This is a genomic window from Cryptosporangium sp. NPDC048952 (genome assembly GCF_043197895.1).
Classification (GTDB): Bacteria; Actinomycetota; Actinomycetes; order Mycobacteriales; family Cryptosporangiaceae; genus Cryptosporangium.
In genome coordinates this window covers 141,219-164,925 of sequence record NZ_JBICTY010000007.1, presented here as the reverse complement: position 1 = coordinate 164,925, position 23,707 = coordinate 141,219, and the positions used below count along the sequence as shown (strand labels likewise).

General features: G+C 70.3%; 28 protein-coding genes and 1 pseudogene. 19 read left to right on the top strand and 10 right to left on the bottom strand.

Translation table 11 applies throughout. The features are described 5' to 3' along the window. The first annotated feature begins 24 nt into the window (after positions 1 to 24). The 3 genes from ACGFY5_RS34340 to ACGFY5_RS34330 are packed head-to-tail and all read left to right on the top strand — an operon-like array spanning position 25 to position 2,071. A complete protein-coding gene (locus tag ACGFY5_RS34340) occupies positions 25 to 1,317 on the top strand; it encodes an MFS transporter (protein WP_392726754.1) in 1,293 nt (430 codons plus the stop codon). Further along, complete coding sequence (locus ACGFY5_RS34335) at positions 1,271 to 1,612, top strand: putative quinol monooxygenase (protein ID WP_392726752.1); 342 nt, start codon at positions 1,271 to 1,273, stop codon at positions 1,610 to 1,612. Before ACGFY5_RS34340 ends, ACGFY5_RS34335 begins: the two co-directional genes overlap by 47 nt. A gap of 27 nt (positions 1,613 to 1,639) precedes the next feature. Then, positions 1,640 to 2,071, top strand: coding sequence for an iron chaperone (locus ACGFY5_RS34330; protein ID WP_392726750.1), 432 nt, complete (start codon positions 1,640 to 1,642; stop codon positions 2,069 to 2,071). On the opposite strand, the gene ACGFY5_RS34325 is transcribed toward ACGFY5_RS34330, so the two are convergent. Beyond that, complete coding sequence (locus ACGFY5_RS34325) at positions 2,050 to 3,492, bottom strand: PQQ-dependent sugar dehydrogenase (protein WP_392726749.1); 1,443 nt, start codon at positions 3,490 to 3,492, stop codon at positions 2,050 to 2,052. The two genes, ACGFY5_RS34330 and ACGFY5_RS34325, sit on opposite strands and share 22 nt — an antisense overlap. Before the next feature lie 38 nt (positions 3,493 to 3,530). Next, the gene (gene map, locus ACGFY5_RS34320) at positions 3,531 to 4,301 is read right to left on the bottom strand and encodes a type I methionyl aminopeptidase (RefSeq protein WP_392726746.1); all 771 of its coding nucleotides are present in this window, start codon (positions 4,299 to 4,301) and stop codon (positions 3,531 to 3,533) included. Positions 4,302 to 4,367: 66 nt separating this feature from the next. Between map and ACGFY5_RS34315 the strand changes: the two genes are divergently transcribed. Then, a complete protein-coding gene (locus ACGFY5_RS34315) occupies positions 4,368 to 4,634 on the top strand; it encodes a helix-turn-helix domain-containing protein (protein WP_392726744.1) in 267 nt (88 codons plus the stop codon). A 75-nt stretch (positions 4,635 to 4,709) separates the two neighbouring features. Here ACGFY5_RS34315 and ACGFY5_RS34310 read toward each other — a convergent pair whose 3' ends face one another. Then, the gene (locus tag ACGFY5_RS34310; protein WP_392726742.1) at positions 4,710 to 5,252 is read right to left on the bottom strand and encodes a 1,4-alpha-glucan branching protein; all 543 of its coding nucleotides are present in this window, start codon (positions 5,250 to 5,252) and stop codon (positions 4,710 to 4,712) included. A 73-nt stretch (positions 5,253 to 5,325) separates the two neighbouring features. On the opposite strand from ACGFY5_RS34310, the pseudogene ACGFY5_RS34305 reads away from it, so the two are divergent. From ACGFY5_RS34305 to ACGFY5_RS34290, 4 genes and pseudogenes are all read left to right on the top strand, one after another. Next, a pseudogene (locus ACGFY5_RS34305) lies at positions 5,326 to 5,928 on the top strand (sugar nucleotide-binding protein); the annotation flags it as partial. Positions 5,929 to 5,996: 68 nt separating this feature from the next. Further along, complete coding sequence (locus ACGFY5_RS34300) at positions 5,997 to 6,410, top strand: nitroreductase/quinone reductase family protein (RefSeq protein WP_392726740.1); 414 nt, start codon at positions 5,997 to 5,999, stop codon at positions 6,408 to 6,410. A gap of 74 nt (positions 6,411 to 6,484) precedes the next feature. Continuing rightward, complete coding sequence (locus ACGFY5_RS34295) at positions 6,485 to 6,664, top strand: hypothetical protein (RefSeq protein WP_392726738.1); 180 nt, start codon at positions 6,485 to 6,487, stop codon at positions 6,662 to 6,664. 41 nt (positions 6,665 to 6,705) lie between these two features. Then, positions 6,706 to 6,852, top strand: a complete 147-nt coding sequence (locus ACGFY5_RS34290; protein WP_392726736.1) for a hypothetical protein — start codon at positions 6,706 to 6,708, stop codon at positions 6,850 to 6,852. A 35-nt stretch (positions 6,853 to 6,887) separates the two neighbouring features. On the opposite strand, the gene ACGFY5_RS34285 is transcribed toward ACGFY5_RS34290, so the two are convergent. After that, the gene (locus tag ACGFY5_RS34285) at positions 6,888 to 8,318 is read right to left on the bottom strand and encodes an FAD-dependent monooxygenase (protein ID WP_392727830.1); all 1,431 of its coding nucleotides are present in this window, start codon (positions 8,316 to 8,318) and stop codon (positions 6,888 to 6,890) included. Between the two features lie 93 nt (positions 8,319 to 8,411). Next, a complete protein-coding gene (locus tag ACGFY5_RS34280) occupies positions 8,412 to 8,834 on the bottom strand; it encodes a hypothetical protein (RefSeq protein WP_392726733.1) in 423 nt (140 codons plus the stop codon). 96 nt (positions 8,835 to 8,930) lie between these two features. Here ACGFY5_RS34280 and ACGFY5_RS34275 point away from each other — a divergent pair, with 96 nt between their 5' ends. From ACGFY5_RS34275 to ACGFY5_RS34265, 3 genes are all read left to right on the top strand, one after another. Then, positions 8,931 to 9,887: a GlxA family transcriptional regulator gene (locus ACGFY5_RS34275; protein WP_392726730.1), complete on the top strand. Its 957-nt coding sequence runs from the start codon at positions 8,931 to 8,933 to the stop codon at positions 9,885 to 9,887. A 76-nt stretch (positions 9,888 to 9,963) separates the two neighbouring features. Next, a complete protein-coding gene (gene gap, locus ACGFY5_RS34270; RefSeq protein WP_392726728.1) occupies positions 9,964 to 10,962 on the top strand; it encodes a type I glyceraldehyde-3-phosphate dehydrogenase in 999 nt (332 codons plus the stop codon). 56 nt (positions 10,963 to 11,018) lie between these two features. Continuing rightward, positions 11,019 to 12,149, top strand: coding sequence for an ankyrin repeat domain-containing protein (locus ACGFY5_RS34265; RefSeq protein WP_392726726.1), 1,131 nt, complete (start codon positions 11,019 to 11,021; stop codon positions 12,147 to 12,149). Between the two features lie 132 nt (positions 12,150 to 12,281). Here the strand turns inward: ACGFY5_RS34265 and ACGFY5_RS34260 are convergent, their stop codons facing one another. The 3 genes from ACGFY5_RS34260 to ACGFY5_RS34250 form a co-directional block, all read right to left on the bottom strand. Continuing rightward, the gene (locus ACGFY5_RS34260; RefSeq protein ID WP_392726725.1) at positions 12,282 to 12,863 is read right to left on the bottom strand and encodes a DUF998 domain-containing protein; all 582 of its coding nucleotides are present in this window, start codon (positions 12,861 to 12,863) and stop codon (positions 12,282 to 12,284) included. 186 nt (positions 12,864 to 13,049) lie between these two features. Further along, on the bottom strand, positions 13,050 to 14,255 hold the full coding sequence (locus ACGFY5_RS34255) for an RNA polymerase sigma factor (RefSeq protein WP_392727828.1): 1,206 nt from the start codon (positions 14,253 to 14,255) through the stop codon (positions 13,050 to 13,052). Next, the gene (locus ACGFY5_RS34250; protein WP_392726724.1) at positions 14,252 to 14,647 is read right to left on the bottom strand and encodes a YciI family protein; all 396 of its coding nucleotides are present in this window, start codon (positions 14,645 to 14,647) and stop codon (positions 14,252 to 14,254) included. Before ACGFY5_RS34250 ends, ACGFY5_RS34255 begins: the two co-directional genes overlap by 4 nt. Positions 14,648 to 14,762: 115 nt before the next feature. Between ACGFY5_RS34250 and ACGFY5_RS34245 the strand changes: the two genes are divergently transcribed. Both ACGFY5_RS34245 and ACGFY5_RS34240 read left to right on the top strand, forming a co-directional pair. After that, on the top strand, positions 14,763 to 15,269 hold the full coding sequence (locus ACGFY5_RS34245) for a VOC family protein (protein ID WP_392726722.1): 507 nt from the start codon (positions 14,763 to 14,765) through the stop codon (positions 15,267 to 15,269). Positions 15,270 to 15,440: 171 nt separating this feature from the next. Then, positions 15,441 to 16,217, top strand: a complete 777-nt coding sequence (locus ACGFY5_RS34240; protein WP_392726719.1) for an EI24 domain-containing protein — start codon at positions 15,441 to 15,443, stop codon at positions 16,215 to 16,217. 91 nt (positions 16,218 to 16,308) lie between these two features. On the opposite strand, the gene ACGFY5_RS34235 is transcribed toward ACGFY5_RS34240, so the two are convergent. Continuing rightward, positions 16,309 to 16,791: a hypothetical protein gene (locus ACGFY5_RS34235; RefSeq protein ID WP_392726716.1), complete on the bottom strand. Its 483-nt coding sequence runs from the start codon at positions 16,789 to 16,791 to the stop codon at positions 16,309 to 16,311. Between the two features lie 35 nt (positions 16,792 to 16,826). On the opposite strand from ACGFY5_RS34235, the gene ACGFY5_RS34230 reads away from it, so the two are divergent. After that, positions 16,827 to 17,582 (top strand): SDR family NAD(P)-dependent oxidoreductase, encoded by a 756-nt coding sequence (locus ACGFY5_RS34230; RefSeq protein ID WP_392726715.1) that lies wholly within the window; start codon positions 16,827 to 16,829, stop codon positions 17,580 to 17,582. Beyond that, positions 17,579 to 18,397 (top strand): endonuclease/exonuclease/phosphatase family protein, encoded by an 819-nt coding sequence (locus tag ACGFY5_RS34225; RefSeq protein WP_392726713.1) that lies wholly within the window; start codon positions 17,579 to 17,581, stop codon positions 18,395 to 18,397. The genes ACGFY5_RS34230 and ACGFY5_RS34225 overlap by 4 nt, the downstream gene beginning before the upstream one ends. Here the strand turns inward: ACGFY5_RS34225 and ACGFY5_RS34220 are convergent. Then, entirely contained in the window at positions 18,394 to 19,053 is a 660-nt protein-coding gene (locus ACGFY5_RS34220; RefSeq protein WP_392726710.1) for a histidine phosphatase family protein, read from the bottom strand. The two genes, ACGFY5_RS34225 and ACGFY5_RS34220, sit on opposite strands and share 4 nt — an antisense overlap. Positions 19,054 to 19,186: 133 nt before the next feature. Here ACGFY5_RS34220 and ACGFY5_RS34215 point away from each other — a divergent pair, with 133 nt between their 5' ends. From ACGFY5_RS34215 to ACGFY5_RS34200, 4 genes are all read left to right on the top strand, one after another. After that, complete coding sequence (locus ACGFY5_RS34215; RefSeq protein ID WP_392726709.1) at positions 19,187 to 20,815, top strand: methyl-accepting chemotaxis protein; 1,629 nt, start codon at positions 19,187 to 19,189, stop codon at positions 20,813 to 20,815. A gap of 21 nt (positions 20,816 to 20,836) precedes the next feature. Beyond that, positions 20,837 to 21,208 carry a hypothetical protein gene (locus tag ACGFY5_RS34210; protein WP_392726706.1) on the top strand — a complete coding sequence of 124 codons (372 nt, stop codon included), beginning with the start codon at positions 20,837 to 20,839 and terminating at the stop codon, positions 21,206 to 21,208. A 74-nt stretch (positions 21,209 to 21,282) separates the two neighbouring features. Continuing rightward, positions 21,283 to 22,293, top strand: a complete 1,011-nt coding sequence (locus tag ACGFY5_RS34205; protein WP_392726704.1) for an aldo/keto reductase — start codon at positions 21,283 to 21,285, stop codon at positions 22,291 to 22,293. Between the two features lie 394 nt (positions 22,294 to 22,687). Continuing rightward, complete coding sequence (locus ACGFY5_RS34200) at positions 22,688 to 23,698, top strand: ABC transporter substrate-binding protein (RefSeq protein WP_392726703.1); 1,011 nt, start codon at positions 22,688 to 22,690, stop codon at positions 23,696 to 23,698. Positions 23,699 to 23,707 lie beyond the last annotated feature (9 nt).

Genomic DNA, 23,707 nt, shown 5'->3' with positions numbered 1-23,707 from the left:
TTGGCCGGAACCGACCGTGTGCCCATGCGTAAATGGGTGCCGCTCACGGCGGTCTGTCTCGGCTCGTTCCTGTTCCTGCTCGACACGACCGTGTTGTCGGTCGCACTGCCTCGCATCGGCGCCGACCTGCACGCCCCGCTCGATTCGCTGCAGTGGGTCGCGAACGTCTACACGCTGGTGCTGGCCGTACTGATGTTGACGATGGGCTCGCTGGCCGATCGGTGGACCGCGCGAACCGTCTACCTCGGAGGGCTGGGGATCTTCGGGGTGGCGTCGTTCGCGTGTGCACTCGCGCCCGCGATCGAGGCCCTCGTCGCGGCCCGTGCCGTGCAGGGGGTGGGCGGCACGGCCCTGGCGGTCACCTCGTTCGCGCTGCTCGGCGCGGTGTACCGCGGTCCCGACCTGGGTCGTGCGATGGGCGTGTTCGGCGCGGTGACCGGGCTCGCCGCCGCGATCGGGCCCCTGCTCGGCGGTGTGCTCACGGAGTACCTGGGGTGGCGGGCGATCTTCCTGGTCAACGTGCCGCTCACAGCGCTCGCTCTGGCCGTCGGCAGGGCCGCGCTGCCTCGCACCGCGGGCGGTGGCGCGCGGCATGGCGTCGATATCGGCGGTGTCGTGACGTTCGGAGTGAGCGCCGGAAGCCTGACGTACGGGCTGACGGCCGGCAACGCCGGCTGGCTGGTGCTCGCGGCGGGCGCGCTGGGGATGTTCGTGCGGGTCGAGCTGCGGAGTGCTGCACCGTTGGTGGACGTCCGGCTGTTCACGGGGTTGCGGTTCACGGCGGTGATGGTGTACGTGGTGGCGTCGACGGGGGCGTTCGGGGCGCTGGTGTGGGTGTCGGTGTGGGTGCAGTCGGGGCTCGGGTATTCGCCGGTGCGGGCGGGATTGGCGCTGCTGCCGCTGGCGGGGGCGGCGTTCGTGACGTCCCTGGTCACGGGGCGGCGCCTGCACGGGCGGAGCGTGGTGGGTGTGGGGTTGCTGCTCACCGGGGTGGGTGCTGGGCTGTCGATTCTCTGGCTCGACGGCGGTCTCGCGATCACCGGCGTCGGGATCGGCGTGCTCGGGCCGGGGCTGGGCGCAGCGGTGTTCGCAGCGCTGCCACCGGAGCGGACCGGCCTCGCCGCCGGGCTGATGACCACGTTCCGGCAACTGGGTCAGACGCTCGGCGTCGTGTTGTTCGGGCTGCTGTTCCGGAGCGGCGGGCTCGAGCCGGTGCTGATCGCGGCCGCGGCCGTCGGTTTTGTCGGCGCGGGGTTCTACGGTGGGGCGCATGTTCGGGTACATCGGGTCGATGAAGGCCAAGCCGGGTCACCGTGACGAGGTCGTCGCCATTCTGCTGAGCGGTGTCGACGGTCTGCGGAAGGTCGGCTGCGAGCTGTACGTCGTGGGGGTGTCCGCGGCGGACGACGTCACGATCTGGGTGAGCGAGGTCTGGCAGACCAGGGAAGCGCACGACGCGTCGCTGCAGCTGCCGGAGACGCGGGCGGCGATCGGCACGGCCATGCCGCTGCTGACCGGCGAGTTCACCAGCCAGGAGACGGTGGTCGTGGGTGGGCTCGGGGTCGGTCAGGAATCAAGAAGCGACCCGAACGGGGTGGCGCCTAGCGTTTGAGGCACACCAACCGCGAGGGAGAAGACAATGACTTCCGACGGCTTCACCGACGAAGAGCGCGCCGCGATGAAGGAGCGCGCGGCCGAGCTGCGCGCCGAGGGCAGGAAGGGCGCCAAGAAGGCCGACGGCCTCCAGGCGCTGCTCGACCGCATCGAGACGATGGCACCCGACGACCGGGCGCTCGCCGAGCGGGTGCACGTGGTCGTCTCGGCCGAGGCGCCGTCGCTGCTGCCGAAGACCTGGTACGGCATGCCCGCGTGGGCCAACGAGGACGGCAAGATCGTGCTGTTCTTCCAGGACGCCGGCAAGTTCAACTACCGCTACGCGACGCTCGGCTTCCAGGACCAGGCCCACCTCGACGACGGTGACTTCTGGCCGACGTCGTACGCGCTGGCGACGTGGTCACCGACCGTCGAGAAGCAGATCGCCGAGCTCGTTCAGCGTGCGGTGACGCGGTAGATCGCGTCGGCCTTGTCGTCGCTGACGTACAGCGCGTCGTCGGGGCCCTGGACGGCCATGACCGGGCGGCCCCAGCGCCAGCCGTCGGGCTGCTGGAAGCCGGTCAGCAGGGTCTGCTGCGGGCCGAGAGTGTTGTTGCGCCAGGGGAAGAACGACACCTCGGGTGAGCGCGGGGGCTGGCGGTTCCACGAGCCGTGGAGGCCCAGCAGCGCGCCGGGGCCGAGGCTTCCGGCTCCCTTCGCGAAACTCAGGCCGAGCGGCGCGGAGTGCGCACCGACGCCCTGCTCGATCGGCGGGAGCGATCCGCAGTCGAGCTTCGAGCCGTCGCGGTTCGTCTGGAAGTCGCGGACGAACGGTCGGCGGGTGTAGCTCGTCGGGCGCTCGGCGGGGTCGGGGTTGCAGTACGGCCAGCCGAGGTCGCGGCCCTGCGTGAGGCGGGCCAGCGGCTCGAACGGGTGGTCGTTGACGTAGGCCTGGAGCACGGCGCCGAGGTCGGAGCGGCCGTCGGCGCTGATGTCCCGATCGTAGGGGTACGGGACCTGGTCGCGGCTGTTGACGGCGGTCCAGACGGCGCCGTCGGGGGCGATCGCGAGCCCCGTGCCGTTGCGGACGCCCCGGGCGTAGACGGTCGGCCGTCCGCCGGGCTGGACCCGGAGGATCGTGGCGCGTTCCGGGCGGGAGGTGCGGTCCTCGGCGGAGATGTTGCCGGTCGAGCCGACCGATACGTAGAGCACGCCGCCCTGGCCGACCGCGACGCTCTTGAGTTCGTGCGCGTATTGGCCACGGAGTTCAGGGCTGCGGTCGTCCGGGAGGTTGTCGACGACCACCCGCTTGCGGGTGAGGGCGCCGGCCCGGTAGGTGAAGGAGTCGACCTGGTCGGATTCGGCGACGTAGAGCGTGGAGCCGGCGAAGGCGAGCCCGTGCGGTTTGTTCAGGCCGCTGACGAGGGTGCGTGGGGTGGGGGCTTCCGTGCCCGGGGTCAGGGTGAGAATGTCGCCGTGCTCGGGGCGGGAGACCAGGAGGCGGTTGTCCGGCGTCCAGGCGAGGAGGCGCGCCTTGGGCACGCGTGCCCACACGGTGACGGTCCAGCCGGGCGGCGCGTCGAGCCGCCGGACGCGATCGAACGGCGCGGCGGTCGTCCCCGCCAGGGGGCGCACTGTGGTGGGAACGAGCCGGTCGGCGGCGCCGGCCAGCGCCGGACGCCTGGCCGCCTGACCCGCGGCGCGGCCTGCGCGCGCCGCAGTTCCGGCCGGTAGGTCGGCGGTCAGGCCCGCATCCGCTGCGGCTTCGGCCGGTAGGCCGCCGACTCTGGCCGCGTGCGCGGCGGGCGGGGCCGCTGGGGCTGGGTGGCCGGTGATCAGGGATGCTGCGACCCCTACTGCTAGGCCACCCGCCAGTGCCGCGCGCCCAATCGCATTCATTTTTCCGTTTTAGCCGCTTTGTCCAAAACTAAACGGTGCTATTTCGGCAGGGTGAGGATCTCCGCGCCGTCGTCCGTGATCGCGATCGTGTGCTCGCTGTGCGCGGTACGGCACCCCGTGACGCTGCGGAGCGTCCAGCCGTCGTCGTCGGTGACGAGCTTGTCGGTGTCGGCCATGATCCAGGGCTCGAGCGCCAGCAGCAGTCCTGGACGCAACTTGTACCCCCGGCCCGCCCGGCCGGTGTTCGAGATGTGCGGATCCTGGTGCATCGTCGATCCGACGCCGTGGCCGCCGAACTCCGTATTGACGGAGTAACCCGCGGCGTTCAGTACTGTGCCGATCGCGTGGGACAGATCGCCGATGCGGGCGCCGGGGCGAGCGGCGGCGATGCCCGCGCTCAGGGCGCGCTGGGTAGTGTCGATCATCTTCAGGTCTTCCGGGGAGGACTTCTCGCCCACGATGAAGCTGACCGCGGAGTCGGTGACGATCCCGCCCAGGGAGACCGCGAGGTCGAGCGTCAGCAGGTCGCCGTCCGCGAGCGTGTAGTCGTAGGGCTTGCCGTGGAGCACGGCGTCGTTGACCGAGGTGCAGATGTAATGCCCGAACGGTCCGCGCCCGAACGACGGCTCGTAGTCGACGTAGCAGGACTCCGCACCGGCCTCGACGATCATGGCCCGGGTCCATTCGTCGATCTCGAGGAGGTTGGTGCCGACCCCGCTGCGGCTCTTCGTCGTCTGCAGGATGTTCGCAACCAGGGCGCCCGCGGCCCTGGCCTTGGGCAGGTCGGTGAGGTTCAGGATCTCGATCATGCGACGCCTAACTCGCGCTTCCAATAACTATCCCGGCCATAGTATCCCGGTATTAGAATCGGTCTCATGGTCAGGTTGCCGCTCACTCCCGAAGAGGTCGAACGCGGTCAGCGCCTGGGTGCGCTGCTGCGCAGCGCCAGGGGAGAGAGGTCGATGCTGCACACCGCGTTGGACGCGGGGGTCTCGCCCGAGACGCTGCGCAAGATCGAGTCGGGCCGCGTCGCCACGCCGGCATTCCCCACGATCGCCGCGATCGCCGACGTGCTGGGTCTCTCCCTGGACGCCGTCTGGTCCGAGATCAACCACGCGTCCCGCGAACGCCTCGCGTCGTAGCCGCCGTGGGCGGTGCACACTTGTGCTCCTCCAGGGGCTCGAAACGTGCACCGTTTCGCGCGGCTGCTTGTCGCTCTACGCCGGGTGGGTGAGCACGCCACGGACGGTCTGGCCGTCCGCAGCGCGCCAGGGCACGCTTACCTCGCCGGGTCGTGGGGGTGCGTCGGAGGACGTCAGTAGGCGGAGGATGTCGACTCCGGTCGCCTCAAGGTGGAGACCTACGTGCACGGTCGGATCCTCTGTGTTGCTGGTGGACTGGGCCTGGGGGCGCACCTCGCCGCGAATCAGGGCGGTCAGGGCGGCGCGTAGTACCGGGTCGGTGGCGCCGTCGTAAGCGAACCGCGTACCGAGGACGCCGTGCTCCATCGTCCCGATGAGGTCGCCGTCGGTCTCCGCGCCGCGGTACGTCATCGGCACGAAGTAGGCGTCCGACGTTCCGGCGTCGACCACGACCATGAGCTCGATCCCGACCTCACCCGCCGGGTCGTCGAGCCGGAAACCACCCGCCTTGGTGAGCTCCGGCGCACCGGAGCCGCGGTACCACGGCTGCCGGGGGAGCCACACCGTCAGCAACTCGAGCTTCGTCGGCGTCAACGTGGTGTTGTGGACAGTAGCCATGTGCCTAGTGTGGCCGGGTGCATCTTCTGGTGGTGGGCGGTAGTGGTTTCCTGGGCAGGGAAGTGGTCCGACTGCGTACCGGCAGGCGGATTGGGTCACGACGGCGGACGGGGCGATGCACGTCGCGGCCGGTGCCGCCGCGGTGGGTGCGCGGCTGGTACACGTCTCCACCGACGTGGTTTTTTCGGGGGGTGCGGTGCGTTATGACGAGTCTTGCGTTCCGGACCCGATCACCCCGTACGGTGCTGCGAAAGCCGCTGCCGAGACCGCGGTGAGGGGGCTGGTGCCCGACGCCGTCATCGCGCGGACCTCGCTGATCCTCGGCAACGGGCCCCACGAGAAGTTCGTGCACGCTCTCGTCGATGGCAGGGCGACCGGCGGCCTGTACACCGACTCGATCCGGTGCCCCGTTCAGGTCGCCGATCTCGCGGCCGCGCTGCTCGAGTTCGCCGGCTCGACTGACGTCGGAATGATGCACGTAGCGGGCAGTGATGCACTCAGCCGTTACGAACTCGGGGTTCTGATCGCGCGGCGCGACGGCCTCGACGAGGCCGCGATCCCCACCGCACTGCAGACCACCGGCCCCCTGGACGTCCGCCTCGACTGCACCCGAACCCAGTCACACCTCCGCACCCGCCTCCGCGGAGCCCGTGAATTCCTAGGCGCCCTTCAGTAGTGCGGTCGCCTCCACCCTGCTCGACGATTCGTCCATCTAAAGTTGACCCGTCCACTAATGTGCGGCCCATGGCTTCGTTCAATGACACGGTGATCGAGAACTACCGGGCAAACGATGGTGAGCTCGGTGGTCACTGGGAGGGAAAGCAGGTCCTCCTCCTGCACACCCCCGGTCGTAAGTCCGGCAAGAACTTCGTGAACCCCCTCGTGGCGGCCCCGTACGAGGGTTCGTACATCGTCTGCGGCAGCGCCGGCGGTGCGCCGGAGGACCCGCAGTGGGTCGCCAACCTCGAAGCACTCGACGGTCCGACGACGATCGAGCTCAACGGCGACACCCTGCAGGCCGACGTCCGGGTGGTCCGCCCCGGCAGCGACGACTGGGAAAAGCTGTACGGCGTGTGGCGCGAGTACTGGCCGGACGCCGCCGACTACGAGACCAAGACCGACCGGAAGTTCCCCGTAGCGGTCGTCACCGCGCGCTGACGCGCAGCGCTGTCGACGCCACGCGCGCGCACTGTGGCGAGCGTGGCGTCGACGTCGTCCACCTCGAGGCAGACGTGGTTGAAGCCGCTCTCGCCGAGGGACTCGTCGACATCCCCGAAGACGGTCTGCGGCAGGCGGAGGAGTCCTCGCGGGCACGGGCCGAACACGGCGAGCCGATCCACGACATCATGCCCGCGTTCCGGTTCGCGATGGGCTCGGTCCGCGACGGACGTCGAAGGCCCTGGAGGACCTGAGCTGGCGCGCGGCCGCCGCTCACTCCGGGGAGGTCAACGCGATGCTCCGGCAGCGGTACCTGGAGCCGGTGGCCGCGCAGGGCACGTTCGGCGAGCTGATCCTCGAGGCCCTCGGGGAGGATCGGAACGTCGCCCGCGCGGCACGGGTGATCCCGGTACACGTCGCGCTGTCAGCGCTGAGCGGATGAGCGGAGCGCGCTTGCGCTGTACGAGGCACTAGAGCCTACCGAGGGGCGCCGAACCAGGTCGTGAGCGCCTCGGTGAGCTCGGATGGGTCGGTGCCGGCCCAGGCGATGTGGGCGTCGGGACGGATGAGGAGGGCGTCGGTGGTGGCCGCTCGACGGACGTCGACGCGGTCTTTCCACCGCTCGGCCGCGTTACGCAGATCGTCGCGGCCCGCGAGGAGCACCGGCCTGGCACCCAGCCCACCGGTCGGCAGGTCAGGCGCGAACCTACCGGTCAGCGGGTGCGAGCCGACCCCCGCATACCGCAGCTCCGCGCCCCCGATCATCGCCGCGAGCCGGCGCGCGGCTTCCTCGTCGACAAGAAGTTCTTCGACGACGGAGCGGAGCGCGTCGGCGGCGGGATCCAACCCGCGGCGCAACGCGACCTGAGCCTGCGTCTGACGCAACGCCCGGTCGGCGGCGTACCGACGCTCGGTCTCGTACGTGTCGAGCAGACCGCCGGGCGCCCACCCCCGCACCTCAGCGGCGAGCTTCCACGCGAGGTTGACCGCGTCGAGCATGCCGAGGTTGAGCGCGGCCCCGGTCGCGGGCAGCAGGTGGGCCGCGTCACCGGCCAGCAGCACCCGCCCCTCGCGGTACCGCGACGCCTGCCGCGCCTGGAACTGCCAGCGCGAAAGCCGCAGCGGTTCACCCAGCGGCAGGTCCACGCCGAGCACCCGGCGCACGCTGTCCTGGAACTCCGTCAGCGTCATCGGCTTGTCGTCGTCGTACTCGACGAGTTCCTCCTCGACGGTGCTCGCGAACAGCACTCCGTCCGAGATCCCGCCGTACCCGAAGACACCGCCGTCGGTGCGCGTGAACCCGACCCCGAGCCGGCCGACGCCGGGAACATCGAGGTCACCGTCGGGAAGCGACGGCACGGTGACGCGGATCAGCCGGTTGACCTCGGGATAGGTGGTGCCGGGAAACTCGATCCCGGCGAGGTCCCGGACCAGGCTGCGCGGGCCGTCACAGCCCACGACGTACCGGGCCACCATGGGCTGCCGACCGTCGACCTCGACGGTCACCGACTCGGAGTCCTGGGTCACCGATGTGACCCGGTGACCACGCCGGATGTCGGCGCCGAGTTCCCGCGCGCGCTCGTCGAGGACACGTTCGAGCCGCTGCTGCGGAACACCGATCGCGTGCATCGGCGGATCCGCCAACTGCGTGAGATCGACGTGCACCCCGCCGAACGGGAAACGCGGCGCGGGATGCGGGTTGTCGGCGACCGCACGGACCCGCTCGAGCAGACCCCGACACCGCAGCAGCTCCAGGATCTGACCGCCGAGGCCACCCGCTTTGGCGACGTCCCGCAAGCCCGGGTGACGTTCCAGCACCACCGGTCGGACACCGGCCGCGCACAGTTCGGCGGCCACCATCAGACCGGTCGGGCCGGCTCCGATGACAATGACGTCTTCGCTGGTCATAGGCACGGCTCAGGATTCTGCGCCACGACCGGGGTCTTGCCGCAAGCCCCGGGGTGCGCTATAGCTTCGAAGTGGAGAGAGCAGCGGCCTGGCTCAGACGCCGGCGTAGCGGAACTTCGTCCCCGCGCAGTACCTGCGCATCGTGTTGCCCATGACCGCTCCCGCGGACCGGTTCTGCCCCGATGGCACGAGTTCGACGTCGGCCCGCACGACCGCGCGGCCCGAGGCGGGCGGGTACTCGTCGCGGTCGTGACCGCGTTTGGTCTTGACGTCCTTGAGCAACTGGGCACGGCGCTTGGCCGCGCCGTTCGGGTTCCACACCATGACCGTCGGATAGCCGTGGGCGACCGCGCGCCGGGCGTGCGCGATGAGCGTCGAGTGCTTCGCCGTGGTCAGCGGAATCGTCACCGTGCTGGTCGGGCGGGTGCAAGTCGCGGCCTGTGCGGGCGTGGCCGCCCCGACGGTGAGGCCGGCGGCCAGGGTGAGGGCGATCGCCGCGGCGGTGGGGGTGCGCATGCCGGTCCATCGGCCGCGATCGGGCCGGAACCACTACTTTCGTCAGCCGCTCGCAGCGGGATCGGAGGCTCGGGCTCCAACGCCTACGCTGGGTGGGTGGCGGCTTCCGGCTTGCATCGCGTCGCGGTGCTCGTGCTCGAGGGCGCGAAGCCGATGGACGTCGGTATCCCCGCGCAGGTGTTCACGACCCGCGCGAGCATGCCCTACGAGGTGCGGGTTTGCGGCGTCGAGCCCGGTCTGGTCACCGGTGGTGACGGTCTCTCCTACCACGTCGCCGACGGCCTGGACGCGCTCGAGTGGGCCGACATCGTGTTCGTTCCCGGCTACCGGTTCCCCGACCGCGAGGAGCCGCCGCGCCCGGTCGTCGACGCGCTGATCACCGCGCACGACCGCGGCGCGCGCCTGGCGGCGATCTCCACCGGTGCGTTCGCGCTCGCCGCCACCGGCCTTCTCGACGGACGGCGGGCGACGACCCACTGGCACTACACCCGTGCGCTCGCCACGAAGTACCCGCGCGTCCGCGTCGATGAAAACGTTCTTTTTGTCGACGAGAAGAGTGTGCTGACCTCGGCCGGAGCAGCGTCGGGCATCGACCTGTGCCTGCACGTGCTGCGGAGCGACCTGGGCGTGGCGGCGTCGAACCACGCGGCCCGGCGCCTGGTCGCGGCGCCGTACCGCAGCGGCGGTCAGGCGCAGTACGTGCCGCGCAGCGTGCCCGAGCCGCTCGGCGAGCAGTTCGCGGCCACCCGCGAGTGGGCGCTGCACCGGCTCGGCGAGCCGCTCACCCTCGCCGTGCTCGCGAAGCACGCGGCGGTGTCGGCGCGGACGTTCTCGCGCCGGTTCGTCGAGGACACCGGCTACACGCCGATGCAGTGGGTGATGCGGGCACGCGTCGACATGGCCCGCGAGCTGCTGGAACGCTCCGAGCGGAGCGTCGAACAGATCGCGGCCGACGTCGGTCTCGGCACCGGCACGAACCTGCGCCTGCACTTCCAACGCATCCTCGGCACCACCCCGAGCGAATACCGCCGAACGTTCACGAGGGGCGAATAGCCGCGTGGCGTGATCCTTTTGAGCCGTGGCGCTCGCGCCACTGCTTTTTGTCGATGGGGTGGGCGAGCCTGGTGACATGACTCGGATTGCTATCAACGGCTTCGGTCGTATCGGCCGCAACGTGCTCCGCGCCATGCTCGAGCGCGACACGAAACTCGACGTCGTCGCCGTCAACGACCTCACCGAACCCGCCGCGCTCGCCCGGCTGCTCGCGTTCGACTCGACGGCGGGGCGCCTCGGCCGCCCGGTCACGGCCGAGGGCGACGACCTGGTGGTCGACGGCCGCCGCATCAACGTACTCGCCGAGCGTGACCCGGCGAACCTGCCCTGGGCCGCCCTCGGGGTCGACATCGTGCTCGAGGCCACCGGTCGCTTCACGTCCGCGAAGGCCGCCCGTGCCCATTTGGACGCCGGGGCGCGCAAGGTGCTGGTCGGCGCGCCGTCCGACGGTGCCGACGTCACGCTCGCGTACGGCGTGAACAGCGACGCCTACGACCCGGCCACGCACACGATCGTCTCCAACGCCTCGTGCACGACGAACGCGCTCGCGCCGCTGGCGAAGGTGCTCGACGACCTGGCCGGCATCGAGCACGGCTTCATGACCACAGTGCACGCCTATACGCAGGAGCAGAACCTGCAGGACGGCCCCCACCGCGACCCGCGTCGGGCCCGCGCCGCCGGCATCAACATCGTGCCGACCACCACCGGTGCCGCGAAGGCCATCGGTCTGGTGCTGCCGAACCTCGACGGCAAGCTCTCGGGTGACTCGATCCGCGTGCCGGTTCCGGTGGGCTCGATCGTCGAGCTCAACACCGTGGTCAGCCGGGACGTGAGCCGCGACGACGTTCTCGCCGCGTACCGCGCAGCGGCGGACGGCCCGCTCGCCGGCGTCCTCGAGTACTCCGAGGATGCGCTGGTGTCCTCGGACATCACCGGTAACCCGGCGTCGTCGATCTTCGACTCGGCACTGACCCGGGTCGATGGTCGGCACATCAAGGTCGTGGCCTGGTACGACAACGAGTGGGGCTTCTCCAACCGGGTGATCGACACCCTCGAGTTGCTCGCCGCGAGCTGACCCTCCCGCCTGGCGGCCGTCGCTATCGTGGAGGGCGGCTGCCAGGGAGGAACCCCGTGGATGCTGGGACCGAGTTCTGTCGGCTGGCGTGTCTCACGTATACGGGGGACGACGGGCCGCACCGGTGGGAAGCGGCTGCCCGTCTCCTCGACAGCGATCCCGAGCTGACGCGCGGGCACGTCTGGGCGGCGTCGGCGGCGGGGGATGCTGCCGCGGTCGGGGAGTTGCTCGGGGGCGAGCCGGGGTTGGCGCGGGCCGGCGGTGGGCCGTTCGGGTGGGAACCGTTGCTGTATCTCACGTACTCCCGGGCGGCGGGCGAGGGCGTACTTGCCGTTACGCGGTCACTTCTGGAAAACGGCGCCGACCCGAACTGTGGGTTCGTGCTCGGGCCGAACACGTTCAGTCCGCTCACCGGGGTGTTCGGGAGCGGAGTCCGACACCCCCAGTGGGAGGCGCTCGCCCGGTTGCTGCTCGACGCCGGTGCCGACCCGAACGACGGTCAGGCGCTCTACAACACCATGTTCGACGCCTCCAACGACCACCTCGAGCTGCTGTTCGAGTACGGGCTCGCGGACCAGGGGCAGCTGCGCGTCCAGCTGCGGTGGGCCGTCGAGCACGACCAGCGCGACCGGGTGCGGCTGCTCACCGAGCACGGCGTCGACATCTTCTCGCCGTACGAGGGCGACGGTCCCGCCTGGGCCGCCGGCGACGGCCGTACACCGGTCGAGCTCGCCCGGCTGTGCGGCAACACCGAGATCGTCGAGTACCTGCTCACCCACGGCGCAATGCCGCCGCGACCCGATCCGGTCGCGGACCTGATCGCGGCGACGTTCCGCGGCGAGGTGCCCGCGGCGTCGCCCGACGTCGTGGCGCAGGCCCGCGGGGAACGCCCCGGCCTCGTCGTCTGGGCCGCCGCGCAGGCGCCCGCCGGTGTCGTCGAGCTGCTCGTCGAACTCGGTTTCGACGTCAACGCGCTGGGCCGCGCGGACGCCCCCCTCGAGCAGGAGTGGGAGACCGCGCTGCACCACGCCGCGGGCAACGGGGACGTCGACCTCGCCCGGCGCCTGCTCGCGCTGGGCGCCGACCCCGATATCCGCGACCGCCGATTCGACGGCACCCCGCTCGACTGGGCCCGCCACCTGGGCCAACCGGCTACTGCGGAGCTGCTCGATTCGATCGGCCGGTAGCCACGTCGCCGACCTTTGACCCACGCGACGGACTCGCGGTCGAGTCCGAAGTCGACGTCGCCGTGCGGCCCCCGCTGCTCGATCACATGTGCTCGTTCCCGGCGATGCCTGCTCGGGTTTCCTCCTCGGTGTTCACGCAACGACCAGCGGGCGGCCCGGGCGAACCATCGACGGAATTGCGGCGAGGGCGGCGACGGAGCCCAGTTGCAGGGCGGTGGCGATCACCAGGCGGATCGGGATGCCGTCGGTGTCGGGCCAGGCGGCCAGCGCCAGTACGGCGAGCAGAACCGCGACCGTTGCCGCGCCGGCCGCCCACTGACGGCGGCGCAGGAAGTGCACGGCAAATCCGATGGCCGCCGCGGTCCAGCAGAGCGACGCGAGCACGAACCCGAGCTCGTGCAGGATCCCGTGCCAGCTCGTGCTCTCCGGCGCGCCGGCGGGCGCTCCCGCCGGGAAGCCCGCGCCTGCGTCGGTGACAAAGACACCTGCCACAACCATGCCGACGCCGAAGCCGGCGATCAGTGCACCGCCCCAGCGTGGGCGGAGTCCCGCGCCGGCGAGCACGAGCAGCGCGCCGGTGATCACGAAACTCGCGATCTGCACCCACCCGAACTCCCCGAGCGCCAGCAGGCTAACCGGGTGCCGCCCCACCTCGAATCCTTCCCGAGTGAGTGCCTGCACAGCCCAGACACCAACAAACAACGGTCCAGCCATGAATGCAGCAGCACGAGTCATGGTTCCCTCCGAGTCCGACGGCACATGCACCGAGACGTCGAAGCCACCCCACGCAACCGGACACCCGCGGGCGCGGGTCCGGGGCGCGTGGCGCTGCCTGCGAACCCGTGCCGTCGCGAGGGTCGGGGCGCGAGGGGCCGAGGCGGGCTGCGGAGCGGGGGCGGGCTAGCTGCGGAGGCGGGTGGCTTGGGTGCGTAGGTAGCGCTGTTGGGGCTGGCTGGCGGTGCGGGCGGCGGCTTCTTCGTAGGCGGCGCGGGCGGCGGCGGGGTCGCCGGCGCGTTCGAGGAGGTGGCCGCGAACGGCGGCCACTCGGTGATCCGCGGCCAGGCGTCCGTCGTCGACCAGGGAATCGACCAGCCGCAGACCGGCGTCGGGCCCGTGCACCATCGCCACCGCGACGGCGTGGTTCAGCGCGACGACCGGATTGTCGGCCATCCCCAACAACACCTCGTACAGCGCGAGGATCTGCGGCCAGTCGGTCTCCTCCGCGCTCGGCGCCTCGTCGTGCAACGCCGCGATCGCCGCCTGGACCTGATACGGCCCCACCTCGCCCCGAGGGAGCACGGCTTCCAGCAACGCGACCCCTTCGGCCACGCGTTCGGCGTCCCACAGCCGGCGGTTCTGCTCTGACATGGGCACCAACGAACCGTCCGACGCCGTGCGGGCAGGACGCCGCGCGTCGGTCAGCAGCATGAGGGCGAGCAGGCCGCAGACCTCGCTGTCGTCCGGCAGCACGCCGTGCACCAGGCGGGCCAGGCGGATGGCCTCCGCGGTGAGCTCGACGCGGTGCAGCGCGGGACCAGCGGTGCTGGCGTAACCCTCGGTGAAGATCAGGTAGAGCACGTGCAGCACCGCCGCGAGGCGCGACCGCTGGTCGGCGGGGAGCGCGAACGGCAGCCCGCTATCCTTGATCCGCTGCTTGGCGCGCGTGATACGGCGGGTCATCGTCGCTTCGGGGACGAGGAACGCGCGGGCGATCTCGGCGGTGGTGAGGCCGCCGACCGCACGCAGCGTGAGCGCGATCTGCGACGCGACCGGCAGCGACGGGTGACACGCCAGGAACAGCAGGATGAGCGTGTCGTCGGAGTTCCGGGTCTGCGCGGGCTCGTCGGGGAGCACGCGCGACTCACGAGCCTTGCGGGCCTGCTCGCTGCGGAGGATGTCGGTGAGGCGGCGGGCCGCGACCCGGATCAGCCAGGCCTTGGGATCGTCCGGCGTGCCGTCTCTCGGCCACTGCAGCGCCGCGGCGAGCAGGGCCTCCTGGGTGGCGTCCTCGGCGGCGTCGAAGTGCCCGTACCGGCGGACGACCGCGCCGAGGACCTGCGGCGCGAGGGTGCGCAGCAGGTCCTCGGGGCTTTGTGCGGTGTTCAGAGTTCGGGCTCCGGCGCGTGGTCGAGGATCGGGCGGACGTCGCAGTAGCCGTCGGCGAAGACGTCGTTCGGGCTCGGGCAGGACGCCAGCCGTCCGGCGATCTGGGTGGCGCGGTCGAAGCTCTCGCAGTCGACGACCCAGTAGCCGGCGAGCACCTCCTGCGTCTCGGCGTACGGGCCGTCGGTGACGACCGGGACACCGTTCTGCTGGCCGACGCGCCGCGTGTGGACGGGGGCGTCGAGGCCGCGGGTGTCGACGAACTCGCCGGACTCGACAAGGTCCTTGCTGAACTGCTCCATGAACGCGTGCATCGGCGCGAAGTCGTCGGGGCCGGCCGTCGTCATCAGGTCGTAGTCGCGCTGCGAGCCGTACATCAGGATGAGGTACTTCATCGGGTCCTCCTCGGGTGGTGCTTCGTCGTGGGGGACGTCGGAGCGGGTGGGAGCGTCCGGACAACGTCGCGTATTGCGGTCGAGAAGTGGCCGGAATGACTGTGACTCTTGAGGCATGACCATTCTCGTTGCTGCAGACGCCATTCCTGACCAGGGCGCCGTACTCAACCCGTTCGTGATCGTGGACGACGCCGCTGGGTTCGTCACGTTCGTGGCCGAGGTGTTCGGGGTGCCGGAGACGGTCGAGGCTCGGACACCGCTGCCGTCCGGGCAGTTGATTCATGCGCAGTTGCGGCTCGGCACCGTCGATCTGATGCTGGCCGATCGGCTCGACGGGTGGCCGGCGCGGCCGGGGCTGTTGCAGGTGTGGGTGTCGTCGGCTCGGACGGTGCTGGATCGGGCCGGCGCGCGCGGGGCCACGACGATCACGGAACCGACTCCGTTCTACGGGGAGACGACGTTGGCGCGGATGGCTGATTCGTGGGGGAACTTGTGGTGGTTGTACGAGCCGGCGCCGGGGCAGCCGGATCCGGTGCCGTCGTGGGAGGGCGGATCGAACGTGGTGTTCACGTCGCTGGATTCGGCGTTGCGGGAGCTCGGAGCCGGTTCCTCCGGCGCGTAGCGCTCCGGGCCGGGTCCCGTTCGGTGTTCGACGTCCGGTTGTCGATCTTCACTGCGACGTCACGCCCGACGACGATCTGCGTCGCCACGTCACGATTGGCGTAGCCAGGGACATCGGGCGGCCGGTGCACGGGCGGAAGCGTGAACCACGCCCTCCCGTAGGCTGCGCGGCGTGAGCGCCGTGACCCCCCGCCCCACCGCCGGCTCCGAGTTCCTCTGGGGGCTGCGTCTGCTCGGACGCGGCTTCGGGATGTACGCGAAGTACCCCGGGCTGTTGCTGCTCGGGCTGATCCCGGCGGTGATCGCGTTCTTCGTGCTGCTGGCCGCGTTCGTGACGCTGGTCGTGTTCATCGGCGACATCGGTGAGTGGATCGCCGGGTCGTTCGCCGGTAGCTGGTCGGAGGACGCGCGGAAGGCCGCCGAGTTCCTGATCGAGGCCGCGATCCTGATCGGGTCGCTGTGGCTGTCGGTCATCCTCTACACGGCGTTGACGCTGATCATCGGTGACCCGTTCTACGAGAAGATTTCCGAGCACATCGAGCATCGGCTCGGCGCGGTCGACCATCCCGACCTGCCGTGGCACAAGACGCTGCCGCGCAACGCCGCGGACTCGATCCGGGTGATCGGTACGCAGCTTCTGCTCGCGATCCCGGTGCTGCTGATCGGGTTGGTGCCGTTCGTGGGGCAGGTTCTGGCGCCGATCCTCGGTCTGCTCATCGGTGGTTGGCTGCTGAGCGTCGATCTGACTGGTATTCCGTTCAACCGGCGGGGCGTGTTCCTGAAGGAGCGCCGTCGTGTGCTCCGGCAGCACCGGGCGTTGGCGCTCGGGTTCGGCATTCCGGTGGCGGCGCTGGCGCTGGTGCCGTTTGCGAACATCGTGGTGGTTCCGGCCGCGATCGCGGGTGGGACGCTGCTGACGCGGCGCGTCCACGGCCAGACGATCGACTAGTTCCCGGCCCTACGACAGGTTCTCGGCCCTACCTCCGCGGATCGTAGGCCCGGCGACTCGTCGTAGGCCCGGGAACTCGTCGCGACGGGTGTCAGTCGTCGCCGCGCTGGGCGGAGGCGGCCGGTGCGCGCTTCGGCGTCGGGCGGCGGGCCTGGATGGCGGCGAAGGCGCCGCCGGCGGTGATCACGAGGCCGGCGACGACGATCAGGTACGCGCCGACGTCCGGGCGTACGCGCAGGAGCGCGGTGCAGAAGTAGTCGTGGGCGCAGGAACTGATGTCGCGGTTCCCACTGCGGAGATCGACGACGTACCAGATCCAGGCGAGCGACGTCAGGAACCCGGGGATGCCGGCGAAGGCCACCATCCACGGTTTCGTGAGGATCAGGCCGAGCACCGCGAGCATCCCGGCCACCACGACCGCGCCGAGCAGCAGCCCGCTCTCGGCCAGGTTCGGCCGGTCGGAACTCGCTCCGGTGATCGCGTCGACGGTGTGCGAACGGGGCAGGAACAGCGCCGCGACCAGCAGCGCCGCACCGACACCGACCACGTAGGCGGCCCGCGCGAGTGACTTCACCCGCGGGAGCCTACTAACCGAGGCAGGCTGAGGGCATGTCTCGAGTGTTCATCACCGGATCTGCTGACGGACTCGGAATGCTGGCCGCGCGGCGGCTCGTCGACGAAGGGCATCGGGTGACGCTGCACGCCCGTACCGAGCAGCGCGCCGAGGAGGCGCGGAAGGCGCTGCCCGCAGCCGACGCGGTCGTCGTCGGGGACGTCTCCGCGCTCGACGCGATGCGCTCGGTCGCCGAGCAGGTCAATGCGCTCGGCCGGCACGACGCCGTCATCCACAACGTCGCGGTGGGCTACCAGGAACCGCGCCGGATCGAGACGGCCGACGGGCTGGCCCACGTGTTCGCGGTCAACGTCCTCGCGCCGTACGTACTGACCGCGCTGATCACCCGGCCCGACCGGCTGGTGTACCTGAGTTCGGGCATGCACCAGAGCGGCCGCACCGACGTCGACGACCCGCAGTGGGTGGACCGGCGCTGGAACGGGTCGCGCGCGTACTCAGAGAGCAAGCTCTACGACCTCATGCTCAGCCGTGCGGTGGCACGCCGGTGGGCGGACGTGCCGTCGAACGCCGTCGACCCCGGCTGGGTGCCGACCCGCATGGGCGGCCGCGGTGCCCCTGACGACCTGCGGCAGGGCGCGGAGACCCAGGCCTGGCTCGCGGTCACCGACGACCCCGCGACCGGCGGTTACTGGTACCACCGCCAACCGCACGGTGCGACAGCCACGACCGCAGCCGCCGAGGACGCGCTCGTCGACTACTGCGCCACCCTGAGCGGCGTGGCGCTGCCGTGACCCGCGTCCGCGTCGTCACGTTCAACGTCCAGCACGACGCCGGCGACCCGCGCCGCACCGCGCGGATCAACGCCGAGCTGCGACGGCTCGTGCCGGACGTCGTCGTCTTCCAGGAGGTGCGCTACCCCGACGACACGCGTAACCAACTCGCGGAGCTGGTCGACGGCCTGGACCTGCACACGACGCACCAGGCCGACATCCTCGAGCGCATGCCGCCGGACGCCGACGTGTACGGCGGCACCGCGGTCGCCACCCGGTGGCCGCACCGGATCCTCGAGGTGGTCGACGGCCGCACCCCGGACGGCATCTACTGGTACACGCTCGCCGTGTCCATCGAGCTGCCCGACCTCGGCCCGGTACTTCTCCTCACCCCGACGACGTTCTGGAAGCTCGACGCGGAGGCCTGGCGGGAGCAGCAGATGCGCGAACTCGCCGCCCTCGACACGCACCACCGTACAAAGCTGCCCACGATCGTCGCCGGCGACTTCAACGCCGTTCCGGAAACGGCGAGCATCCGCTTCCTGACCGGACTCCAGTCCCTCGACGGCCACAGCGCCTGCTACCACGACGCCTGGGCGATCGCCGGGAACGGCCCCGGTTACACCTGGACCGTCGACAACCCGCTCGGCGCCGCGGAGATCGACCGGCTCGTCGGCCAGCCGGACGTCCGCTGCCGGATCGACTACGTGTTCGTCGGATCCGTGCCCGCGCACCCGGACGCCCGGGCGCGCGTCGTGGGCGCGGAGTTGATCGGCGAGAAGGCCCCGCTCAGCGACCACCACGGCGTGCTGGTCGATCTGGAGTATTCCGTCTAACCCTCGTTCAACGGCTGACCGGCGGGACCGCTGTCCTCCGGGTCCTCGGGCAGGTCGACGGCCTGACCCTCCCAGGTCAGCGCCTTCCACCCGTCGGCGGGCGAGCCTTCGAGCGTCACGATGCCGGTGTTGCTCAGCGCGCGCTCGCCCGCCCAGTCGACGTCGACGTTCACCGCGCGGGCAGCGACCCACGCCCGGATCGCCGCACCGTGGCTCACCAGGGCCACGGTGTCCGCGCCGGTCGCGGCAGCCTCGTCGATCACCGCGTCGTAGCGGCCGAGGAACTCGACGCCGTCCTCGCCACCGGGCATCCGGAGGTCCGTCTGGCCGGCCGACCAGCCGAACGACGTCGTCAGGTACGTCTTCACCGACTCGTTGTCGCTGGCCATCTCGAGGTCACCGGCGACGATCTCGCGCAGCCCGTCGCGGACGATCGGCTCCAGACCTCGCGCGGCAGCCAGTGGCGCCGCGGTGAGGTGGGTGCGCACCAGCGTGGAGACGAACAGCACCTCGATGTCCTCGTCGGCCAGCGCTTCGGGCAGTGCGGCTGCCTGTTCGTGGCCCAGGTCGGTCAGCCCGGGGCCCGGCAGGCCGGTGTCGAGCAGGTGAGCGACGTTCGACGGAGTCTGGCCGTGGCGGATCAGGATGAGGCGCACTTCTCGATTCTCTCAAACGGCCGAGCGGAGCAGTCCGGGGGCAAATGACTCAGCCCAGCTCCGGTCCGGCCGATGAGAACGGACAACTGGCGGTCGGCCGGCAACGGTCGCGTACACGAGGTCGAGGCAACGCATGACGAGTCTGCTGGAATCGACGTCCGGCACGGAAAGCGGCGGCAAGCTCTCCGGTCTCGGCGTGGGGCAGAAGATCCTGATGTCGGTGGCGGTCGTGGCCGTCGTCGCGCTGATCACCGGCGGGCTCGCCTGGCAGCGCCTCGGGTCGCTCGACAGCCGGATCCAGGATCTCAAGAGCCAGAACATCTCGCGGCTCAACGCTCTGGTCGACATCGAGGCAGGACTCGCGAAGATGTACCGCGGGATCCTGAACATCTACGTCGCACCGACAGACACCACGAGTCAGCAGCAGATCAAGGACGGCCAGGCCGCCGTCAGCTCGGCGTTCGACGAGTTCCAGAAGAACCCCAGCGACGCGGCCGAGTGGAAGAAGCAGGTGGCCGACTTCGACGAGGCGTTCACCACCTACGTCGCACTGGCCAACAACATCCTGTTCAAGGATCCGCTGCCCGCTGGCGTCACCGCGCCGGCGAACGCCGCCGCGCAGAACGCCGAGTTCGCCCGCACCGAAAAAGCGTTCACGACGACGATGTCCGCGCTGAACACCATCGAGGCCCAGGAGTCGGCGGATTCCGCGAACGCTGCCGACTCGGCGGCGACCAGCGCCCGCACGATGATCGCGATCGTGCTGGTCGTCGGGCTGCTCGTGGCGATCGCTCTGGCCATCGTCATCAGCCGCGGCATCATCGCCCGGCTCACCCACGTCCAGGAAGTGCTCGACGGCGTCTCGAACGGCGACCTGACCCGCCAGGCCCGCGTCGACTCCGGCGACGAGGTCGGCCGGATGGCCCAGTCGGTGAACCGGGCGATCGAATCGATCCGCCAGACGGTGTCGGCGCTCTCCAGTTCCGCCCGCACGCTCGCCGACTCCTCGCAGCAGCTCACGGCCTCCGCCGAGGCGATCTCCGGCACGGCCCAGGACACGTCCGCGCAGACCAGCGTGCTCGCGTCGGCCGCCGAGGACGTCTCCCGCAGCGTCCAGACGGTGTCGGCAGGTACCGAGGAGATGGGGTCCGCGATCCGCGAGATCTCGCAGTCGGCCAACGACGCCGCCGGTGTCGCGTCCCGCGCGGTGGACGCCGCCGCGCAGACCAACGCGACGGTGGCGAAGCTCGGTGAGTCGTCGGTGGAGATCGGCAACGTGGTCAAGGTCATCACGTCGATCGCGGAGCAGACGAACCTGCTGGCGTTGAACGCGACGATCGAGGCGGCCCGCGCGGGCGAGGCGGGTAAGGGGTTCGCTGTTGTCGCGAACGAGGTGAAGGACCTGGCGCAGGAGACGGCTCAGGCGACCGAGAACATCTCCAAGCGGGTCGAGGCGATCCAGGCCGACACGGATTCCGCGGTGGCGGCGATCGAGCAGATTTCCGGGATCATCGCGCAGATCAACGACTACCAGATGACGATCGCCTCGGCGGTCGAGGAGCAGACCGCCACCACGAACGAGATGAGCCGCTCGATCATGGAGGCCTCCACCGGGTCGACCAGCATCGCGGACAACATCGCCAGCGTCGCGGCCGCCGCGCAGACCACGTCGACCACGGTCGCCGAGACCCAGCGCTCCGCCGAGGAACTGTCCCGCATGTCGGGCGAGCTCCAGGCCCTGGTCGGCAGGTTCCGTGTCTGAGTTTCGAAGCAGGGCGTGACGATGGGCGTCGTCGAAGAGCTGGAAGCCCAGCGCGAAGCACTCACCCAAGCCTGCGCGGTCGCGGACGCGGAAGACCGCGTCGCGCAGGCCCGGTGCGACCAGCTCCTCTCCGAGTTCGCCGGCTCGGCGCAGCGACTGGAGGCGCGCGCCGCCGAGTTCGCCGCGGTCGCTCAGGCCGGCGGTCCGCCGTCCGAGGTGTCGGCCGCCGCGGTCGCTGTCGACGCGGCCCGGGCCGACGCCATGCGCGCGCAGATCCGGGTGGTGGACGAGTGGGCCGCGATCAACAAGGCGCGCCTCGACCGTGCCCACGACCTGTCGCAGCAGGTCAGCCGCATCTGCGAATCGACGTCGGACCTGACCGACCCTGCCTGACCCGGTCCGGCCGCGCTCGGCGCCTCCCAGTCCTCGCTTGACTTGGAGCGCGCTCGGAGGGCTTAGCTGGATCCATGGAATACAACTACCTCGGACGATCCGGCACGACGGTCAGCGAGCTCTGCCTCGGAGCGATGACGTTCGGGCGCGAGGCCGACGAAGCCGACAGCCGCCGCATGCTCGACGCGTTCGCCGACGCCGGCGGCAACTTCATCGACACGGCCGACGTCTACGGTGACGGCGCGTCGGAGGAGGTCACCGGCCGCTGGCTGACGGGGCGCGACCGCGACCAGTGGGTCGTCGCCACCAAGGTGCGTTTCCCGTCCGGCGCGGGCGTCAACGACGTGGGGCTCGGCCGCAAGCACATCCTCGCTTCGATCGACGCCAGCCTGCGCCGACTGGGCACGGACTACGTCGACCTGTACCAGATCCACGGCTGGGACCGGGCCACGCCGCTGGAGGAGACGCTCTCCACGCTCGACGCGCTGGTCACGGCCGGCAAGGTGCGTTACCTGGGCGCGAGCAACGTCGTCGGATGGCAGTTGCAGAAGATGCTCGACGTCAGTCGTGCGCTCGGCTACGAGCGTTTCTTGACGCTGCAGCCGCAGTACAGCCTGCTGGCGCGGCCGACCGAGTGGGAGCTGATCCCGGTCTGCGAGGCCGAAGGGCTCGGTGTGCTGCCGTGGTCGCCCCTGCGCGGCGGATGGCTGTCGGGGCGCTACACCCGCGAAATGGGCGGGGCGCCCGACGGCTCGCGGGTGAAGACGGCCGAGGCCGAGGGGTGGAGCGAGACCTGGGCCGCGTACGACAACGAGACCACGTGGTCGATCCTCGACGCGTTGCGCGCGATCGCCGACGAGCGTGGGAAGAGCGTCGCTCAGGTGGCGATCCGGTGGGTGCTGCAGCGTCCCGGTGTGACCGCGCCGATCCTCGGAGCGTCCAAGTTTTCGCAGCTGGAGGACAACCTCGGAGTGGTGGGGTGGCGTCTTTCGGACGAGGAGATGGGGCGGCTGACGGCGGTGAGCGAGGTGACCGCGCCGTACCCGTACGACGCGTCGATGCGGGAAATCGCCACGAGCCGATAGGAAGCTGGCGCCGGGGCCGGTTCCTGGCCCCGGCGACCTGACTTCTCGCAGCCGATCGCCGTCGTGATGATCGCGATTCCGGCATTTGCGCCGCAGCAGGCATGGCCACGATGAATTGGTTAGCGTTCGAGTAGAAAAAGGCAGCAGAGCTATTAGGGAGTCGGTCCGGCTCCACCCTTTTCGTCGGAACATTGTGAGCATGCACAGCGTGCATCTTTCGCGTGCGTGATTCGCGGGCCGCGATCCGAACCGTGCGGAGCAGACCATTGTTACCGTCGCGGAACGACGACGGCGTGGCACGAGTCACGCGACCGAATTCGGGCGCTTACCCGCGGTCGGACAATTTCGTGCCGCATCGCCGCGATTTCTCACAATGACGAGAGGAATAGGTCGGATGACGATCAAGGGCCGGCTGCCCATGGCACGGATCGCCCTCGCGGGTTTAGCGCTGGCGCTGACGGCCGCGACCACGGGTTGCGGCGGCTCCTCGGCTGACGACGCGGCCGTGAGCAGCGGCAAGACGCCGTCGGCGGCGGACCCGGTGCGGCTCCGGATCGCCTACAACCTCAATCCGACCAACCTGACGATCCTGGTAGCGGACAAGCAGGGCTTCTTCACGAAGAACGGCCTGGACGTCGAGCTGACCACCAGCCAGGCTGCCGCCGGTCTGCTGCCGAGCGTCGGTAAGCAGTACGACCTCATCACCGCTACTCCGCCCACGCTGCTCCAGGCAGCGGCCCGAGGTATCGATCCGCTGCTGGTGTCCGCGCAGACGATCGAGAACAACGCGGACCTGCGGTCGACGTACTTCCTGGGGGCCAAGGGAATCAACTCGGTCAAGGACCTCAAGGGCAAGACGATCGCGGTCCCGAGCCAGAGCGGGAACCTCTACGAGGGCGCGGTCGTCGCGTTGCACGGAGCCGGTCTGAAAAAGTCCGACGTCAAGTTCCTGCAGATCCCGTTCGCCGACATGGCGGCCGGACTCCAGAAAGGCACGTTCCAAGCGGCCGTCACGATCTTCCCGTTCCAGGGCCAGATGCTCGGACAGGGCGCTCACGACCTCGGCAACTCCACGGTGGACATCAGTGACGGGACGGCCCTCGCGGCCGGGTGGGCCGCGTCCAAGAAGTGGGCCGAAGCGAACGGGCCGACGATCGCGGCGTTCCGGAAAGCGTCCGAGGATGCCGTGACGTGGCTGGAGCAGAACGTCGATGCGGGCCGGCAGCTGCTCGTGACCGAGCTCAAACTTCCGGAGCAGGTCGCCAAGACGTACCCGGTGACGAAGAGCTTCTCCTTCGACGTCAAGCCGGAGTACCTCGAGCCGTGGATCGAGCCGATGAAGGAAGTCGGAGACCTCCCGAACAGCTTCGACACCAAAGCCGAGGACCTGGTCCACGCACCGTGAGCGAAGGCT

Coding starts and splice junctions, on each gene's coding strand:
- ACGFY5_RS34340 (WP_392726754.1), top strand. CDS start 25: ATGCGTAAATGGGTGCCGCTCACGGCGGTCTGTCTCGGCTCGTTCCTG.
- ACGFY5_RS34335 (WP_392726752.1), top strand. CDS start 1,271: ATGTTCGGGTACATCGGGTCGATGAAGGCCAAGCCGGGTCACCGTGAC.
- ACGFY5_RS34330 (WP_392726750.1), top strand. CDS start 1,640: ATGACTTCCGACGGCTTCACCGACGAAGAGCGCGCCGCGATGAAGGAG.
- ACGFY5_RS34325 (WP_392726749.1), bottom strand. CDS start 3,492: ATGAATGCGATTGGGCGCGCGGCACTGGCGGGTGGCCTAGCAGTAGGG.
- map (WP_392726746.1), bottom strand. CDS start 4,301: ATGATCGAGATCCTGAACCTCACCGACCTGCCCAAGGCCAGGGCCGCG.
- ACGFY5_RS34315 (WP_392726744.1), top strand. CDS start 4,368: ATGGTCAGGTTGCCGCTCACTCCCGAAGAGGTCGAACGCGGTCAGCGC.
- ACGFY5_RS34310 (WP_392726742.1), bottom strand. CDS start 5,252: ATGGCTACTGTCCACAACACCACGTTGACGCCGACGAAGCTCGAGTTG.
- ACGFY5_RS34300 (WP_392726740.1), top strand. CDS start 5,997: ATGGCTTCGTTCAATGACACGGTGATCGAGAACTACCGGGCAAACGAT.
- ACGFY5_RS34290 (WP_392726736.1), top strand. CDS start 6,706: ATGCTCCGGCAGCGGTACCTGGAGCCGGTGGCCGCGCAGGGCACGTTC.
- ACGFY5_RS34285 (WP_392727830.1), bottom strand. CDS start 8,318: ATGACCAGCGAAGACGTCATTGTCATCGGAGCCGGCCCGACCGGTCTG.
- ACGFY5_RS34280 (WP_392726733.1), bottom strand. CDS start 8,834: ATGCGCACCCCCACCGCCGCGGCGATCGCCCTCACCCTGGCCGCCGGC.
- gap (WP_392726728.1), top strand. CDS start 9,964: ATGACTCGGATTGCTATCAACGGCTTCGGTCGTATCGGCCGCAACGTG.
- ACGFY5_RS34260 (WP_392726725.1), bottom strand. CDS start 12,863: ATGGCTGGACCGTTGTTTGTTGGTGTCTGGGCTGTGCAGGCACTCACT.
- ACGFY5_RS34250 (WP_392726724.1), bottom strand. CDS start 14,647: ATGAAGTACCTCATCCTGATGTACGGCTCGCAGCGCGACTACGACCTG.
- ACGFY5_RS34245 (WP_392726722.1), top strand. CDS start 14,763: ATGACCATTCTCGTTGCTGCAGACGCCATTCCTGACCAGGGCGCCGTA.
- ACGFY5_RS34230 (WP_392726715.1), top strand. CDS start 16,827: ATGTCTCGAGTGTTCATCACCGGATCTGCTGACGGACTCGGAATGCTG.
- ACGFY5_RS34215 (WP_392726709.1), top strand. CDS start 19,187: ATGACGAGTCTGCTGGAATCGACGTCCGGCACGGAAAGCGGCGGCAAG.
- ACGFY5_RS34210 (WP_392726706.1), top strand. CDS start 20,837: ATGGGCGTCGTCGAAGAGCTGGAAGCCCAGCGCGAAGCACTCACCCAA.
- ACGFY5_RS34205 (WP_392726704.1), top strand. CDS start 21,283: ATGGAATACAACTACCTCGGACGATCCGGCACGACGGTCAGCGAGCTC.
- ACGFY5_RS34200 (WP_392726703.1), top strand. CDS start 22,688: ATGACGATCAAGGGCCGGCTGCCCATGGCACGGATCGCCCTCGCGGGT.